Consider the following 13,061-nt stretch of genomic DNA (forward strand, 5'->3'; position numbering starts at 1 on the left):
CGGAGCCGTGGGCGGACGACGGAGGTGACGGCATGACGTGGCATGTGGATGCCGAGGATCTACGGGCCTACGCCCGGGGCGAGTTGGCGGCGCCCCGGCTCTGGTCCGCCGACACGCACCTGATGTCCTGCGCGGAGTGCCGTCAGACGCTCGCCTCGGTGAGCGACCCGGTCGCCCTCGACACCGGCTGGGAGCGGCTCGACGCCGAACTCGACGTCCCCCGAAGGGGGCTGTTCGAGGCGCTGCTCGTGCGTCTCGGCGTCGCCGACCATGTCGCGCGGTTGCTCACGGCGACACCCGTGCTGCGCCGCTCATGGCTGGCGGCGGTCGTGTTCCTGCTGCTGACCACCGTGGGCGTGGTCTACACCGCCGACTCGCCGACCCTCTTCCTCGCCCTGGCCCCGCTGCTCCCGCTCGCCGGCGTCGCGCTGTCGTACGGCCCCGCGCTGGACCCGACGTACGAGATGGCGGTCGTCAGCCCGGTGCACGGCTTCCGGCTGCTGATGATCCGCACGGTGGCGGTGCTCGCCGCGGGCCTGGGCCTCAACGGCCTGGCGACCCTCGCCCTCCCTTCCTACGGTCTGCGCGCGCTGGCCTGGCTGCTGCCCGCGCTCGCCCTGACCGCGACCGGCCTCGCGCTCACCCCGCGCCTGGGCCCGGTGCTCGCGCCGTCCCTGGTCGGCGGGGCGTGGATCGCGCTGCTCGTCGCCACCGACCGGGCCGGCGACGGCCCGCTCGTGCCGTTCACCGCGGCCGGCCAGGGCGTCGCCGCGGCGGTCGCCGCCCTCGCGGTCGGCCTGCTCTTCCTCGTACGTGACCGTTTCGACGTCTTCCACAGGAGTGCCGTATGACACCCACCGTCTCCGCCGAGGGGCTCAGTCTCCATTACGGCGGCACCCGCGCCCTCGACGACGTGTCGCTGCGGCTGACGCGAGGCGTCACCGGACTGCTCGGCCCCAACGGGGCCGGAAAGACGACCCTGTTGCGGGTGCTGGCCACGGCCGTCCCCGCCGACCGCGGCGCCTTCACGGTGCTCGGGAACGACCCGGGCACCGCGCGGGGCCGGCAGGAGGTCCGGCGCCGGCTCGGCTATCTGCCCCAGACCCCCGGCTTCCACCCGGACTTCACGGCCTTCGAGTTCGTCGACTACGTGGCGATCCTGAAGGAGCTCACCGATCGCGGCGCCCGCCATCGCGAGGTGCGACGCGTGCTCGACGAGGTCGACCTGGGCGACGTCCGCGCCAAACGCATCAAGAAGCTGTCCGGCGGTATGCGGCAGCGGGTGGCGCTGGCGGCGGCGCTCGTCGGCGACCCCGGTTTCCTGGTCCTGGACGAGCCGACGGTCGGCCTCGACCCCGAACAGCGCATGCGCTTCCGGGAATTGATCGCCCGGGCGGGCGAGGGCCGGACCGTGCTCCTGTCCACCCACCAGACGGAGGACGTGGCGATGCTCTGCCACCGTGTCGTGGTGATGGCGAGCGGCCGGATCCGCTTCGACGGCACCCCGGCCGAGCTGACCGCGGTGGCCGCCGGACGCGTGTGGCACAGCGCGGAACGCGACCCGGGCGCGAAGGCCGGCTGGCGCACCGGCACCGGCTCCTTCCGCAACGTGGGCAGCCCGCCCGCCGGCGCCGACCTCGCCGACCCCACGCTGGAGGACGGCTACCTGCTCACTCTCGACGACGCGGGCGTGGAGGTGGCGGCGGCATGAGCGCGGTACTGGAGACACCCCCGACCACCCCTGTGCACACCGGGCCCCGCACCTCCTGGGCGGCCGTGTTCGCCCTGGCGCGCTTCGAGGCCCGCCGGCTCCTGACGACCGTCCCGGTACTCCTCGGCTTCCTCGTCTACACGGCCTGGATCGTGTGGCGCGCCCAGGACTACGCGGACGGCTACCCGGCCCTCCAGGACGCCGACCGCGCCACCCAGGGCGGCCCCCTCCTCGTCGGCCTCGCGGTGCTGCTGGCCGTGAACCAGGCCGTGCTGAGATCCCGCCGCCACGACACGGAACGGCACTTCACGGTGCTGGTGATGAGCACGGCCCACCGGACGGCCGCGCATCTGCTGTCCGTGGTCCCGGCCGCGCTGCTCACCGCGGTGGGCGTGGCCGCGCAGTTCGGCTGGCAGGCGCTCAGGCCCGGTGCTCTCGGGCACGGTTCGCCGGGTGAGCTGCTGGTCGGGCCGCTGACGGTGCTGGCGTTCGGGGCGGCCGGGGTGCTGATCGCCCGCGTGATCAGGACGGCCTTCACGGCACCGCTGGTCGTGGTCTTCTTCCTGTTCCTCTTCCTCCTCAGCAGCGGCGCCGACGAGGGCTGGACGCGCTGGCTGACCCCGGTCATAGACGTGGCCAGCAGCAACACCCTGCCCTCCGACCTGATCGGCCGCCCCGCCGCCTGGCACGCGTTCTATCTCGCCGCGCTCGCCCTCACGGTGGCGCTGCTCGCGGGGCTGGCCGGCGGCGGACACCGGTCCCGGTCCGTGCAGGCCGGGTTCGCCGGGGCGCTGGCGCTGACGGTCCTCGGCGCGGTCTACCAGGGCCAGGGCGTCTCCCTGGAGGTCACGGCCGCCCGGGAGCGGGCCTCGCTCCACCCCGAGCAGGTGCAGACGTGCGTGGAGCGGGGCGGGTCGCGCTATTGCGCCTTCCCCGAGTGGCGGGGCCGGACCGCGGACTGGGCGCGGACCGTGGCCCAGGTGCAGTCCCTCGCCGGCGGCACGGCCCATGACCAGAGCCTGCTCGTCCGGCAGCGGATCGACGCCCGCTACGGCATGGACGGTGACGCCGCCCTCGACCCCGCCACGACCCCGCACCAGGTGACGGTCGGCACCGCCTGGGGCGGCAACCGCGTCCCGGAGTTCTCGGCCGCCGTCGCGGGAGTGCTGGTGGCCGGCGACGAGAAGACGACGGGTGAGCTGTGCGACGGCCGCATGGTCACCATCATGTGGCTGGCCCTGGCCGGACAGTCCGACCCGATCGGCAGCCTCAAGCACGTCCGCCTCGACGACAGCGTGAGCGGCTCGGCGATCGTCCTGTCCCAGACGAACCCGCTGTCGATGACCGCCGGTCAGACGACGGTCGTCCGCAAGCTGCTGGAGCAGCCCCGGGACGCGGTGGCGGCAAAGGTGAGGACGAACTGGACGGAACTGACGTCCCCGAGGGTGACGACGGCACGGGCGGCGGAGCTGCTGGGGGTCAGGGCGAAGGTGGGGGCGGACAAGTGCTAGCGAGGGGAGGGCCGGTGGTGCCGGTTCCGGGGGACGCCGGGGGTGGGCAGGTGCGGCTGATCGGCGCGCTGTTGGTTCCCGCCCTGCGCACCCTTCCCTGGCGGGCGCTCGGTGCCGCCGGAGCCGTGGGGCTGCTGATCGTCTCGATGGCGCGGCTGACGGAGGAGGCCGACGAGTTCCTGGCGCTGAACCTCCTGCGGGCCGCCGCGCTCGCCTTCGCCCTGGGCCTGGGCTTCCTGCTGGACGACCCGGCCCGGCACACCACGGCCGCGGTGCCGACCCGCAGACCCGTCCGGCACGCCCTGCGGCTGGCGCTCGTCGCGCCGGTCACCGCGATGTGGTGGTCGGCGGCGGTCCTGCTCGTGCCGGAGGACATACGGCCGCCCGTGGGTGACGTGACCCTGGAGGCGGGCGCGGCCTTCGCGCTGGCGCTCGCGGCGTCGGCGGCGGCCATCCGCTGCACCCAGGCGGCGGAGCCGGGGCAGGCGGTGGCCGGCGCGATGCTGACGACTGCCGTGCTCGGGCTGCTGCTCTGTCCGGAGCGATGGGCACTGTTCGTGGGGACGGAGGACCCGAGATGGGCGGCGGCGCACGACCGGTGGGGGATGGTGCTGGCCGGCGCGGTGCTGGTGTGGGGGGTGTGCGGGCCGGAGCCGCTGAAGCGGAGAGTGTCCTTGCGCCCGGTCAGGGCGTGAAGGTCCCTGCCCTGACTCACGTCTCCGTGCGGTACATCAGGTCCGTCTCATGGGTCACGAACCCCAGCCGCTCGTACACCGACACCGCCGCCTTGTTGTCCGCGTCGACGTAGAGCATCGCCGTCGGCAGCCCCTGCCCGGCGAGATGGCGCAACCCGATGGTGGTGAGGGACTTGCCGAGGCCGCCGCCCTGGACGCCCGGCTTCACCCCCAGCACATACACCTCACCCAGCCGCTCCGCCGCGTGGACCTTCGTCCAGTGGAAGCCGACGAGTTCGTCGCCGCGGAAGGCGAGGAAGAAGCCGGCGGGGTCGAACCAGGGCTCGGCCATCCGGTCGTCGAGGTCGCGCTGGCCGAGCGAGCCCTGCTCGGGATGGTGGGCGAACGCGGCGGAGTTCACGGCGAGCCAGGCGGCGTCATCGGTGCCGGGGACGAAGGACCGCACCGTCACACCGTCCGGCAGCACCGGGTCGGGCAGGTCCAGGTCGGTCAGGGACCGCCGCATCTGCCGTAGTTCACGGAACAGGGTCAGCCCGAGGACCTGCGCGAGATGCCGGGCGGCGGAGTGGCCGCCGTGGGCCCACACCCGCAGCCGCTTGCCGGAGGCGGCGAGCAGGGCGGAGCCGAGGGCCCGGCCGTGTCCGCGACCGCGGTGCGCGGGGTGGACGACCAGCTCGGCGGCCGGGGCCTCCACGGGGTCGGTGTCCTCCAGCTGGGCGTAGCCGATGAGTTCGTCGTCGACGGTCAGCAGCAGATGGTCCACGCCCTCGCGGGCGCCACCGCGCAGTTGCAACCGGCCCTGCTCCGAGACCGCCTGCTGGCCGTCGGTGCGGGCGGCCTCCGCGAGGAGCGCGAGGACGGCGTCGGTCTGGTCCGGGGAGAGCGCCGCGTGGTTCTGGATGGAGCGAGTGCTGCCGGGCCGCACGGTGTCGTCGCTGGTCATGCGTACGAGGGTACGGGGGAGAGCGCGCAAAGTGGCGGCACCGTAAACCCCGCAAAGTGCCTGCAAAGGAGAGGGCAAAGGGAAACCAGGATGTAACCAAGAAACCCCTGTCGCGCTACGCGCGTTGACTTTAGGCTGCGCCGGACGGGGCCCACTTGCTCAGACGACCCACAGGGGGGCGTATGCCAGCCATATCCCAGCCGCACCACCGCCGCAGACGGACCGTCCGACTGCTCGCCGCAGCCGCCGGTCTCGCCACCGCCGGTGCCCTCGCCGCCGCGCTGCCCTCGTCGGCCGCCCCGGTCGAATCGGGTAAACCGGGTAAGGCGCCCAGTCGTTACCAGGACGTCCAGCTGCTGTCCTTCAACGACCTGCACGGCAACCTGGAGCCGCCGTCCGGTTCCTCCGGCCGGGTCACCGAGCTCCAGGCGGACGGCACCACCAAGACCATCGACGCCGGTGGTGTCGAGTACCTGGCGACCCATCTGCGCGAGGCCCGGGCGGGCAACAAGTACTCCATCACCGCGGCCGGTGGCGACATGGTCGGCGCCTCCCCGCTGATCTCGGGTCTCTTCCACGACGAGCCCACCATCGAGGCGCTCAACAAGCTGGACCTGGACGTCACCTCGGTCGGCAACCACGAGTTCGACGAGGGCGCCAGGGAACTGGCCCGCCTCCAGAAGGGCGGCTGCCACCCGACGGCCGGCTGCTACACGGACGAGGAGTTCGAGGGCGCCGACTTCCCGTACCTCGCGGCGAACGTCCTGAACGAGAAGACCAACAAGCCGATCCTCAAGCCGTACTACGTCTGGCAGAAGAACGGCATCAAGGTCGGCTTCATCGGCGTCACCCTGGAGGACACCCCCGGCGTCGTCTCCGCCGAGGGCGTCAAGGGCCTGAAGTTCAAGGACGAGGTCGAGACGATCAACAAGTACGCCAAGGAGCTCCAGCGCCAGGGCGTGAAGTCGATCGTGGCCCTCATCCACGAGGGTGGCGCGCCGGCCTCCGGGTCGTACAACTACAACTGCGACTCCCCGGGCGCAGGCGACGGCATCTCCGGCCCGATCGTGGACATCGCCAAGAACATCACCCCGCAGGTCGACGCGCTGGTGACGGGTCACACCCACGCCGCGTACGCCTGCACCATCAACGACCCGGCGGGCAACCCGCGTACGGTCACCTCGGCCGCCTCCTTCGGCCGTCTCTACACGGACACGACGCTGACGTACGACCGTTGGACGGGCGACATCGCCCGTACGTCGGTGAAGTCGGCGAACCACGTGGTCACCCGGACCGTCGCCAAGGCGCCGGACATGACCGAGCTGATCGGCAAGTGGAACACCCTCGCGGCGCCCATCGGCAACCGCGCGATCGGCTACATCTCCGCCGACATCCCGAGCACCGGCACCGAGTCCCCGATGGGCGACCTGATCGCCGACGCGCAACTGGCGTACGGCAAGACACTCGACCCGGAGACCGACCTCGCGCTGATGAACCCGGGCGGTGTGCGCGCCGGGCTGACGTACGCGCAGAAGGGCACGGAAGGCGACGGAGTCGTCACCTACGCCGAGGGCTTCACGGTCCAGCCGTTCTCCAACACGGTGAACCTCCAGGACTTCACCGGCGCCCAGCTGGTCAAGGTCCTCCAGGAGCAGGTCAGCGGCTCCAACGCGGCCTCCCCGAAGATCCTCCAGCCGTCCTCGGGTCTCACCTACACCCTGGACCTGACGAAGACGGGCGCGGACCGGATCGTCGTCGACTCCATCAAGCTGGGCGGAGTCGCCCTCGACCCGACGGCCACCTACCGTGTCGCCACCAACAGCTTCCTCGCGGGCGGCGGCGACGGCATCACCACCCTGGGCCAGGGCACCAACGACCTCGTCGGCACGGACGACCTGGCGGCCCTGGAGCAGTACCTCACGGCCAACTCCTCGGCCACGAACCCGATCGCCCCGCCGGTGACGAACCGGATCACGATCACGCAGTAACCCCTCGGGGGCAGGAGAAGAGGCGGTCGCGTCGTATCGACGCGGCCGCCTCTTCGCGTATTAAAACCTGTGTGAGGAGAGGTTTGGTTCCGGGTTACTCCTGAAAACTTGTCTTAGCTGCAATTCATCGAGGTCTAAGAGGAATTGGCTTTTTCCGGGTTCGAGGTCCCGTAATGTTTTCCATGTCGAAACCGAACGGCGACGGAGAAATCGCCGTTATCCGCACCTGATAATCACCGAGGAGAATTCCATGAGCTTCCACAAGATTGCCCCCGTCGCCAAGAAGAACACCAAGCCCGCCGCCCCGGCGCCGAAGAAGAAGGCCCCTCAGCAGAAGAAGGCCGCTGCCACTTCGCAGCGTCGCCCGGTCGGCAACAAGAGTGGCAAGGGCTGCTGACACCCGAATGACGAGGCGGGGCCACCGACAGGGACTCGGTGGCCCCGCCTCGGGTATGTCCGAAGGGAGGGACGATGAAAGAGGTCCGTGCGGCCTTCCACCGGTTCTGGCCGCTCACCCGCGGCGACCGCAAGTGGCTGCTGGCGATCATCGCGTGTGTCGTGGTGTCGGCGCTCGCCGAGACCGCTTCCATTCTGTTGTTCGCGCAGCTGACCGACACCGCTCTCAAGGCCGGTTCGCTCGCCGCTTTCTGGGGTCCGGCCGGTGCCTGGCTCGCCGTCGCGGCGCTCGGTGCGCTCGTCGGCTACCTCGGCAACTCCCTCGCCACCTGGACCGCCGAGAGATTCGTGCTCCGGCTGCGGGCGAAGGTGTTCCGGCATGTGCAGGAACTGCCGCCGCATTTCTTCCAGCGGCACCGGCAAGGGGATCTCGTCGAGCGGCTGACCGGTGACGTGGAGGCCATCGAGCAGCTGGTCGTGTCCGGGGTCGTCGGTACCGTCTCCGCTGCCTTCTCGGCGGTCTTCTACTCCTGTGCAGCCCTCTGGCTCCGCTGGGACCTGGCCCTCGCCACCTTCGTCCTCGCGCCGCTGTTCCTGTTCGCCGCCCGCCGCTTCGCCGGGCGCGTCAAAAGCGCGTCCCAGGACGAGCGCGTCGCCGACGGCGCGATCACCTCGGTGGTGGAGGAGTCGCTCGGCAACGTGGTCCTCACCCAGGCCTACAACCGGTACAAGGACGAGGAGAAGCGGCTCGACCGGGAGGCCAGGGCCTGGATGCGGGCCAGTGTGCGCGGGGCCCGGCTCAGCGAGATGTACGAGCAGTTCGTCGAGGTCGTGGAGACGGTCTGCGTCCTCGCCGTCATCGGGCTCGGCGTGTGGGAGATCTCCGCCGACCGCATGTCCCTCGGTCAGCTTCTCGCCTTCGCCGCCTTCATCGGCTACCTCTACCCGCCCGTCCGCAACCTCGGCCAGCTCGGCCTCACCCTCACCGCCGCCACCGCCGGCGCCCAGCGCCTCAACGAGATCCTCGACGCCGAGCCCGCCGTCACCGACCCCGCCGAACCCGTACGGGAGTGGCCGGTGCGCGGGTGGGTCAGCGTCCACGGCGCGAGCTTCGGCTACCCGGGTGCCGGCACGGAGTCGCTCACCGACGTCACCTTCACCGCCGCCCCCGGCGAACTCGTCCTCGTCACCGGCCCGAGCGGCGCCGGCAAGTCCACCCTCGCCAAGCTGCTGCTCCGCTTCTACGACCCCTCGTCCGGCGTGCTCTGCCTGGACGGCGTCCCGCTGACGGACGTACCGCTCGCGTTCCTGCGCGAGAACATCGCCCTGCTCCCGCAGGAGACGCTGATCCTGCACGGCACCATCCGGGAGAACATCGCCTGCGGGCGGCCCGGGGCGAACCAGGAGGAGATCGAGAGGGCCGCCGCGGCCGCCGCCGCCCACACCTTCGTCACCGAACTCCCGGGCGGCTACGACACCGTCATCGCCCCCGGCACCGCCGCCCTCTCCGGCGGCCAGCTCAAGCGCATCGCCATCGCCCGCGCGATCCTGCGCGCCGCACCCGTCCTGATCCTCGACGAGCCGACGGCCGGCCTGGACGCGATGGCCGCGCGGCGGATCGTCCAGCCGCTGCGCCATCTGACGTCCGGCCGCACGACCCTCATGATCACGCACGATCTGAGCCTCGCCCCCGACGCCGACCGCATCCTCGTCGTGGACGGCGGACGGCTGGTGGAGGAGGGGACGCACGACGAACTCGTCCGGCGCGGCGGGACGTACGCGCGCCTGGCGTACGCCGGTCAGCGGGAGGTGCGGCCGACCGGTACCCCCGCCGGGCTCCTGAGCGTGTAGCCCAGCCCCCGCACGGTCTGGATGAGCCGCGGTTCGCCGCGGCTCTCCAGCTTGCGCCGCAGATACATGACGTACACGTCCAGGGTGTTGGAGGCGGGCTCGAAGTCGAAGCCCCACACCTCCTTGTGGATCTGCGCCCGGCTGAGCACCTTGGCCGGATGCCGCATGAGGTAGGCGAGCAGCGCGTACTCGGTCCGGGTGAGGTCGAGGGGACGGCCGCCGCGGGTGACGGCACGGGTACGCAGATCGATGGCGATGTCCTGGAACGACAGCTGTTCACTGGGTTGCGGCGGCACCACACGCGGCCGGCTGCGGCGCAGCAACGCCCTGACCCGGGCGAGGAGTTCCTCGGCGTCGAAGGGTTTGGCGAGATAGTCGTCGGCGCCGTTGTCGAGGGCGACGATGCGGTCGCCGACCGCGGCCCGTCCGGTGATCATCAGGATCGGGACGGTGGACCCGGAGGCCCGGATACGGCGGGTGGCGGCCAGCCCGTCGAGCTCGGGCATGGTGACGTCCATCAGCACCAGGTCCGGGCCGGCCGCCATGAGTTCCAGGGCACTGCGCCCGTCCCCGGCGAGGACGGTCTCGTACCCCTCGAACCGCAGCAGCAGCCCGAGCCCTTCTCGCACGGCCTCGTCGTCGTCGGCCAGCAGAATCTTCCGCGCCATCCGAACACGGTGTGACGAGAGCCTGTGGCGGAGCTGGCAACGCGATGAGCGTGGGCTTTAAGGCTCGGGACGACACCGGCGGGGCCGGCGGGGGCGCAGGGCGTCTCCTGGATGTCGTGCCACGCCCACTTCCGGGCCCGCACCGCTCCCACGACGGCCATCAGGACGGCTATCAGGAGCACCGCGACCCAGCCCGGCGTTCCCGCAAGGTCACACCCGAGCCGCCGCCGCCAGCAGCCCCTGCGGCAGATAGCCGGACCGGACACCGAGCTCCCAGCCATGGACCTGGACGGCGAGGCAGGCCGGCGCGAGGATGCCGAGGGGGAGGAGGGAACGGGGCGCGGGATCACCCGCATCGGCCTCGACGCCCTCCCGGTAGGCGGTCAGCCGGGCCGCGAGAGCCTGCTCGAAGGAGTCCTGGTCGTCGTCGAGAAGTACGCGCAGCAGCCGCTGGTCGGCGCTCAGTGAGTCGCCGGTCTCGTCCAGCCGCCGGGCGGCCTCCGCGCGCTCACCGGCCTCGGGCTTGCGCAGCGTGACGGCCGGCCAGTCGCGGGGCAGATGCCCGGCCGCCTCGGTGAGATAGAGGCAGAGCGCGTCCATGGCGGCGAGGTCGGCGGGCGCGGAGACGGAGGGGTACGGGTTGTAGGGGACGCCGTCACGGATGGCGGGTGCGTAGTCGCCCCGCAGCAGCAGACCGGTGACCCGGTCCCGGTCCCGCACGAGCCCGCTGACGACACACACCTCGAACATGTCGAGCCAGGTCCGCGCGGTGGGTGCCTCCTTGACGACATCCCGGAAGGTGAGGGGTCCGTCGCCGAATTCGTCGTCGTCGGGGTCCGTGCTGATCCGTTCCCTGATGAGGGGGAACCGGATCTCCTGGTCCCCGCCCGGGAAGCACAGGACGCTCAGCACTCCGTGCACACACTCCGCCGCGGTGACGGCGACCGCGCGCGCCTGCTCGTCGAGCCCCGGTTCCGTGCTCGCGCGGGCGGCGACATGGTCGAGGAGCTCGTCCGCCATGGCCTGTATCAGGGCCGGCGAGATGCTGCCGTACCGCAGGGAGTGCCAGCGCGAGTACGCCCGCCCGTGGATGTCGTCGAGCGCCTCGGCCAACCGCTGCTCACTGACCTGATGGCATGTCACGTCCTGCACGTGCCCCGTCCCTTCACACAGGTGCTGACTGGACGAGGCACGTTATCAACGGGCACCGACAGTGCCGGTGCCCGGCGTCAGGAAGCCGTCGGCGTCCAGTCGCCCAGCCAGTCCGCGACCTCCTGGTTCGCGGCCTGCGCGTCGGTCAGCTGGGGCCGGTCGCCGCTCGCTGCACCCGATCCGGCGCCCGTGTTCCTGTACTCGGCGAACCGGTCGTCCTTCCAGGAGAAGCCGCTCATGTCGGTCCACGGGGCCGATTTGATCGCCGCGCTCAGACTGGTGTTGCGGACGGTCGTCTGCGGGTCGAGGGTCGTGTCACCACCGGCGTGCCAGGGGCGGCCGAGGTAGAAGCTCGCGGCCGAGACATCGCCGTTGACCGTGGAGTTGGCGATCAGGAAGCCCTTGCGGTCGGCGGCCGTGCTGGGGGCGGTGACATAGCCGGCGGAGGTGCCGTTGTAGCGCTTCTTCAGCGTGATGACGGACTTGTCGATCACCGCGGTGGCGCGCCCGAAGATGAAGTCGACGTTGCCGATGACGTAGGAGTTGGTCAGGTAGACCCGGCCCAGCTTGTCCTTGGCGGCCGTGTCCACCAGCAGCGTGTCCTGGTCGCCGCTGACGATGACCCCGTCCAGGAACACCTTGTCGGCGCTGGTACGCAGGGCGACGGCCTGCTGGGCGATGTCGGTGTGGGCGGCCTCGTCGAAGTCGTTGGAGATGGTCAGGTTGCGCGCCTGGAAGTCATCGGCCTCGACGGCGACGGTGGCGCTGCCGCCGGTGCCGTAGGTCCCCGAGCCGTCCGGCTTCGGCGTCCCCGAGGCGTTGTTGTAGACGATCACCGTGTCCTTACGGCTGCCGCCCGTGCCCTGGATGGTGACGTGCGGCTTGTTGGACGGCACCTTCACCAGTTCGCGGTACGTCCCCGGCTTCACCTGGATGACGACCCGCGAGGCGTTGTTGGCCGGTACGGCGTTCACCGCGGCCTGCACGGTCGTGTACTGCCCGGAGCCGTCCTTGGCGACGGTGAGGGTGGTGGCAGCGGCGGCCAGGGTGGACGCGGTGGTGCCGATCGAACTCCTCGGCCCGGCCCCGGACTTGAGGAGCGAGGGCACATTGGCCGTCGCGTCGAGCGTGTAGGCGTAGTAGCTCTTCGGGTCGAAGGCGGTACCCCCGCTCTCGTTCCTCCCGCTCGTCCCGACGAAGGTGTTGCCCTTCTGGACGACGGTGGCGGTGCTGTCCTTGATGACGGGGTTGTTGATGCCCTGGAAGTAGGAGTTCTCCAGCACCATCTTGGTGGCGCCGCGCGAGTAGTTCCCGTACGACGACGTGATGTCGGTGCCCGCGACGTCCTCCAGGAAGTTGTTGTAGAGGTGGGCGTGCGCGGCGTTGTCCGTGGACGGGTTGCGCTGCTCGGTCTCCCGGATCCAGTTGTGGTGGATGGTGATGTCGGTGACGACGTTGTCGGTCCACCCGATGCCGAACGCCTTGTTGTCCTGGCTCATCTTGTTCCAGGAGACGGTCACGTACGTGCTGTCTTTCCGTACGTCGATGAGCCCGTCGGCCATGTGCCGCAGGTCGTTGTGATCGATCCAGACATGATGCGCGCCATCCATCTGGATGCCGTCGAAGTCATGCTCCTTGTCGTTCCAGACGCCCTGATAGGCGTCCCGGATGGTCAGGTTCCGGATGATGACGTTGTGGACGCCGCTGCCGAGGAAGAACCCACCGCCGACGATGTGCCCGGAGGTCCCGGAGCCGACGATGGTCTTGTTGGACTGCACCTTGATCTCTTTGCCGACCGGGTCCATGTTGATGGTGGCGGCGACGACGATGACGTACGGCTCGGCGGCCGTCGCGTACTTCTCCAGGTCGGCCGGCGTCTTCACGGTGACGATCTGGCCGTCCCGGCCGCCGTAGGTGCCGTTCTGTCCCAGGGCGTTGACCGAGGCGAAGCCGTCGGCGGTGGCGGTGGCCCAGGCGGGCGCGGCGGCGGTGGCGGCGGACGCGGCGTTCTCGGCGTCGTCACCGAAGACGGGGCTGTAGGCGAGAACACCGGCCGCCGTCAGGGCGAGGGGGGCGCCGACGACAAGAGCGGTCTTGCGCCGGCGATGGCGGGGCTTGCTGCGGGTGTCGGTCATCCGTACGGCTT

At 70.8% G+C, this 13,061-nt stretch carries 11 protein-coding genes; 7 read left to right on the plus strand and 4 right to left on the minus strand.

Annotated elements, in window-relative coordinates; genetic code table 11:
- Window positions 1-32 precede the first annotated feature (32 nt).
- The 4 genes from ACIHIX_RS32855 to ACIHIX_RS32870 are packed head-to-tail and all read left to right on the plus strand — an operon-like array spanning window position 33 to window position 3,917.
- Window positions 33-851, plus strand: coding sequence for a zf-HC2 domain-containing protein (locus ACIHIX_RS32855; protein WP_399962602.1), 819 nt, complete (start codon window positions 33-35; stop codon window positions 849-851).
- Window positions 848-1,711 carry an ABC transporter ATP-binding protein gene (locus tag ACIHIX_RS32860; protein ID WP_329337529.1) on the plus strand — a complete coding sequence of 288 codons (864 nt, stop codon included), beginning with the start codon at window positions 848-850 and terminating at the stop codon, window positions 1,709-1,711. Before ACIHIX_RS32855 ends, ACIHIX_RS32860 begins: the two co-directional genes overlap by 4 nt.
- Window positions 1,708-3,222 carry an ABC transporter permease gene (locus tag ACIHIX_RS32865; RefSeq protein ID WP_399962604.1) on the plus strand — a complete coding sequence of 505 codons (1,515 nt, stop codon included), beginning with the start codon at window positions 1,708-1,710 and terminating at the stop codon, window positions 3,220-3,222. Before ACIHIX_RS32860 ends, ACIHIX_RS32865 begins: the two co-directional genes overlap by 4 nt.
- A 17-nt stretch (window positions 3,223-3,239) precedes the next feature.
- Complete coding sequence (locus ACIHIX_RS32870; protein WP_399962605.1) at window positions 3,240-3,917, plus strand: ABC transporter; 678 nt, start codon at window positions 3,240-3,242, stop codon at window positions 3,915-3,917.
- A gap of 16 nt (window positions 3,918-3,933) precedes the next feature.
- Here the strand turns inward: ACIHIX_RS32870 and mshD are convergent, their stop codons facing one another.
- Complete coding sequence (gene mshD, locus ACIHIX_RS32875; RefSeq protein WP_399962607.1) at window positions 3,934-4,860, minus strand: mycothiol synthase; 927 nt, start codon at window positions 4,858-4,860, stop codon at window positions 3,934-3,936.
- A 182-nt stretch (window positions 4,861-5,042) separates the two neighbouring features.
- Between mshD and ACIHIX_RS32880 the strand changes: the two genes are divergently transcribed.
- From ACIHIX_RS32880 to ACIHIX_RS32890, 3 genes are all read left to right on the plus strand, one after another.
- Window positions 5,043-6,848, plus strand: a complete 1,806-nt coding sequence (locus tag ACIHIX_RS32880; RefSeq protein ID WP_399962609.1) for a bifunctional metallophosphatase/5'-nucleotidase — start codon at window positions 5,043-5,045, stop codon at window positions 6,846-6,848.
- Between the two features lie 250 nt (window positions 6,849-7,098).
- The gene (locus ACIHIX_RS32885; protein ID WP_399962611.1) at window positions 7,099-7,245 is read left to right on the plus strand and encodes a hypothetical protein; all 147 of its coding nucleotides are present in this window, start codon (window positions 7,099-7,101) and stop codon (window positions 7,243-7,245) included.
- A gap of 74 nt (window positions 7,246-7,319) precedes the next feature.
- Window positions 7,320-9,095 carry an ABC transporter ATP-binding protein gene (locus ACIHIX_RS32890; RefSeq protein WP_399962613.1) on the plus strand — a complete coding sequence of 592 codons (1,776 nt, stop codon included), beginning with the start codon at window positions 7,320-7,322 and terminating at the stop codon, window positions 9,093-9,095.
- On the opposite strand, the gene ACIHIX_RS32895 is transcribed toward ACIHIX_RS32890, so the two are convergent.
- The 3 genes from ACIHIX_RS32895 to ACIHIX_RS32905 all read right to left on the minus strand — a co-directional run bounded on the left by ACIHIX_RS32895 (window position 9,044) and on the right by ACIHIX_RS32905 (window position 13,050).
- Window positions 9,044-9,763 (minus strand): response regulator transcription factor, encoded by a 720-nt coding sequence (locus ACIHIX_RS32895; RefSeq protein ID WP_399962615.1) that lies wholly within the window; start codon window positions 9,761-9,763, stop codon window positions 9,044-9,046. The two genes, ACIHIX_RS32890 and ACIHIX_RS32895, sit on opposite strands and share 52 nt — an antisense overlap.
- A gap of 210 nt (window positions 9,764-9,973) precedes the next feature.
- Window positions 9,974-10,915 carry an immunity 49 family protein gene (locus ACIHIX_RS32900; protein WP_399962617.1) on the minus strand — a complete coding sequence of 314 codons (942 nt, stop codon included), beginning with the start codon at window positions 10,913-10,915 and terminating at the stop codon, window positions 9,974-9,976.
- Window positions 10,916-10,992: 77 nt separating this feature from the next.
- A complete protein-coding gene (locus ACIHIX_RS32905) occupies window positions 10,993-13,050 on the minus strand; it encodes a pectinesterase family protein (RefSeq protein ID WP_399962619.1) in 2,058 nt (685 codons plus the stop codon).
- Window positions 13,051-13,061: the final 11 nt, after the last annotated feature.

This window comes from Streptomyces sp. NPDC051913 (assembly GCF_044593635.1).
In the GTDB taxonomy this organism is placed as follows: domain Bacteria; phylum Actinomycetota; class Actinomycetes; order Streptomycetales; family Streptomycetaceae; genus Streptomyces.

Bases quoted from the DNA above. Each gene is read 5' to 3' on its own strand.
- ACIHIX_RS32885 (WP_399962611.1), top strand. From the start codon at position 7,099: ATGAGCTTCCACAAGATTGCCCCCGTCGCCAAGAAGAACACCAAGCCC.
- ACIHIX_RS32865 (WP_399962604.1), top strand. From the start codon at position 1,708: ATGAGCGCGGTACTGGAGACACCCCCGACCACCCCTGTGCACACCGGG.
- ACIHIX_RS32895 (WP_399962615.1), bottom strand. From the start codon at position 9,763: ATGGCGCGGAAGATTCTGCTGGCCGACGACGACGAGGCCGTGCGAGAA.
- ACIHIX_RS32905 (WP_399962619.1), bottom strand. From the start codon at position 13,050: ATGACCGACACCCGCAGCAAGCCCCGCCATCGCCGGCGCAAGACCGCT.
- ACIHIX_RS32880 (WP_399962609.1), top strand. From the start codon at position 5,043: ATGCCAGCCATATCCCAGCCGCACCACCGCCGCAGACGGACCGTCCGA.
- ACIHIX_RS32855 (WP_399962602.1), top strand. From the start codon at position 33: ATGACGTGGCATGTGGATGCCGAGGATCTACGGGCCTACGCCCGGGGC.
- mshD (WP_399962607.1), bottom strand. From the start codon at position 4,860: ATGACCAGCGACGACACCGTGCGGCCCGGCAGCACTCGCTCCATCCAG.
- ACIHIX_RS32890 (WP_399962613.1), top strand. From the start codon at position 7,320: ATGAAAGAGGTCCGTGCGGCCTTCCACCGGTTCTGGCCGCTCACCCGC.
- ACIHIX_RS32860 (WP_329337529.1), top strand. From the start codon at position 848: ATGACACCCACCGTCTCCGCCGAGGGGCTCAGTCTCCATTACGGCGGC.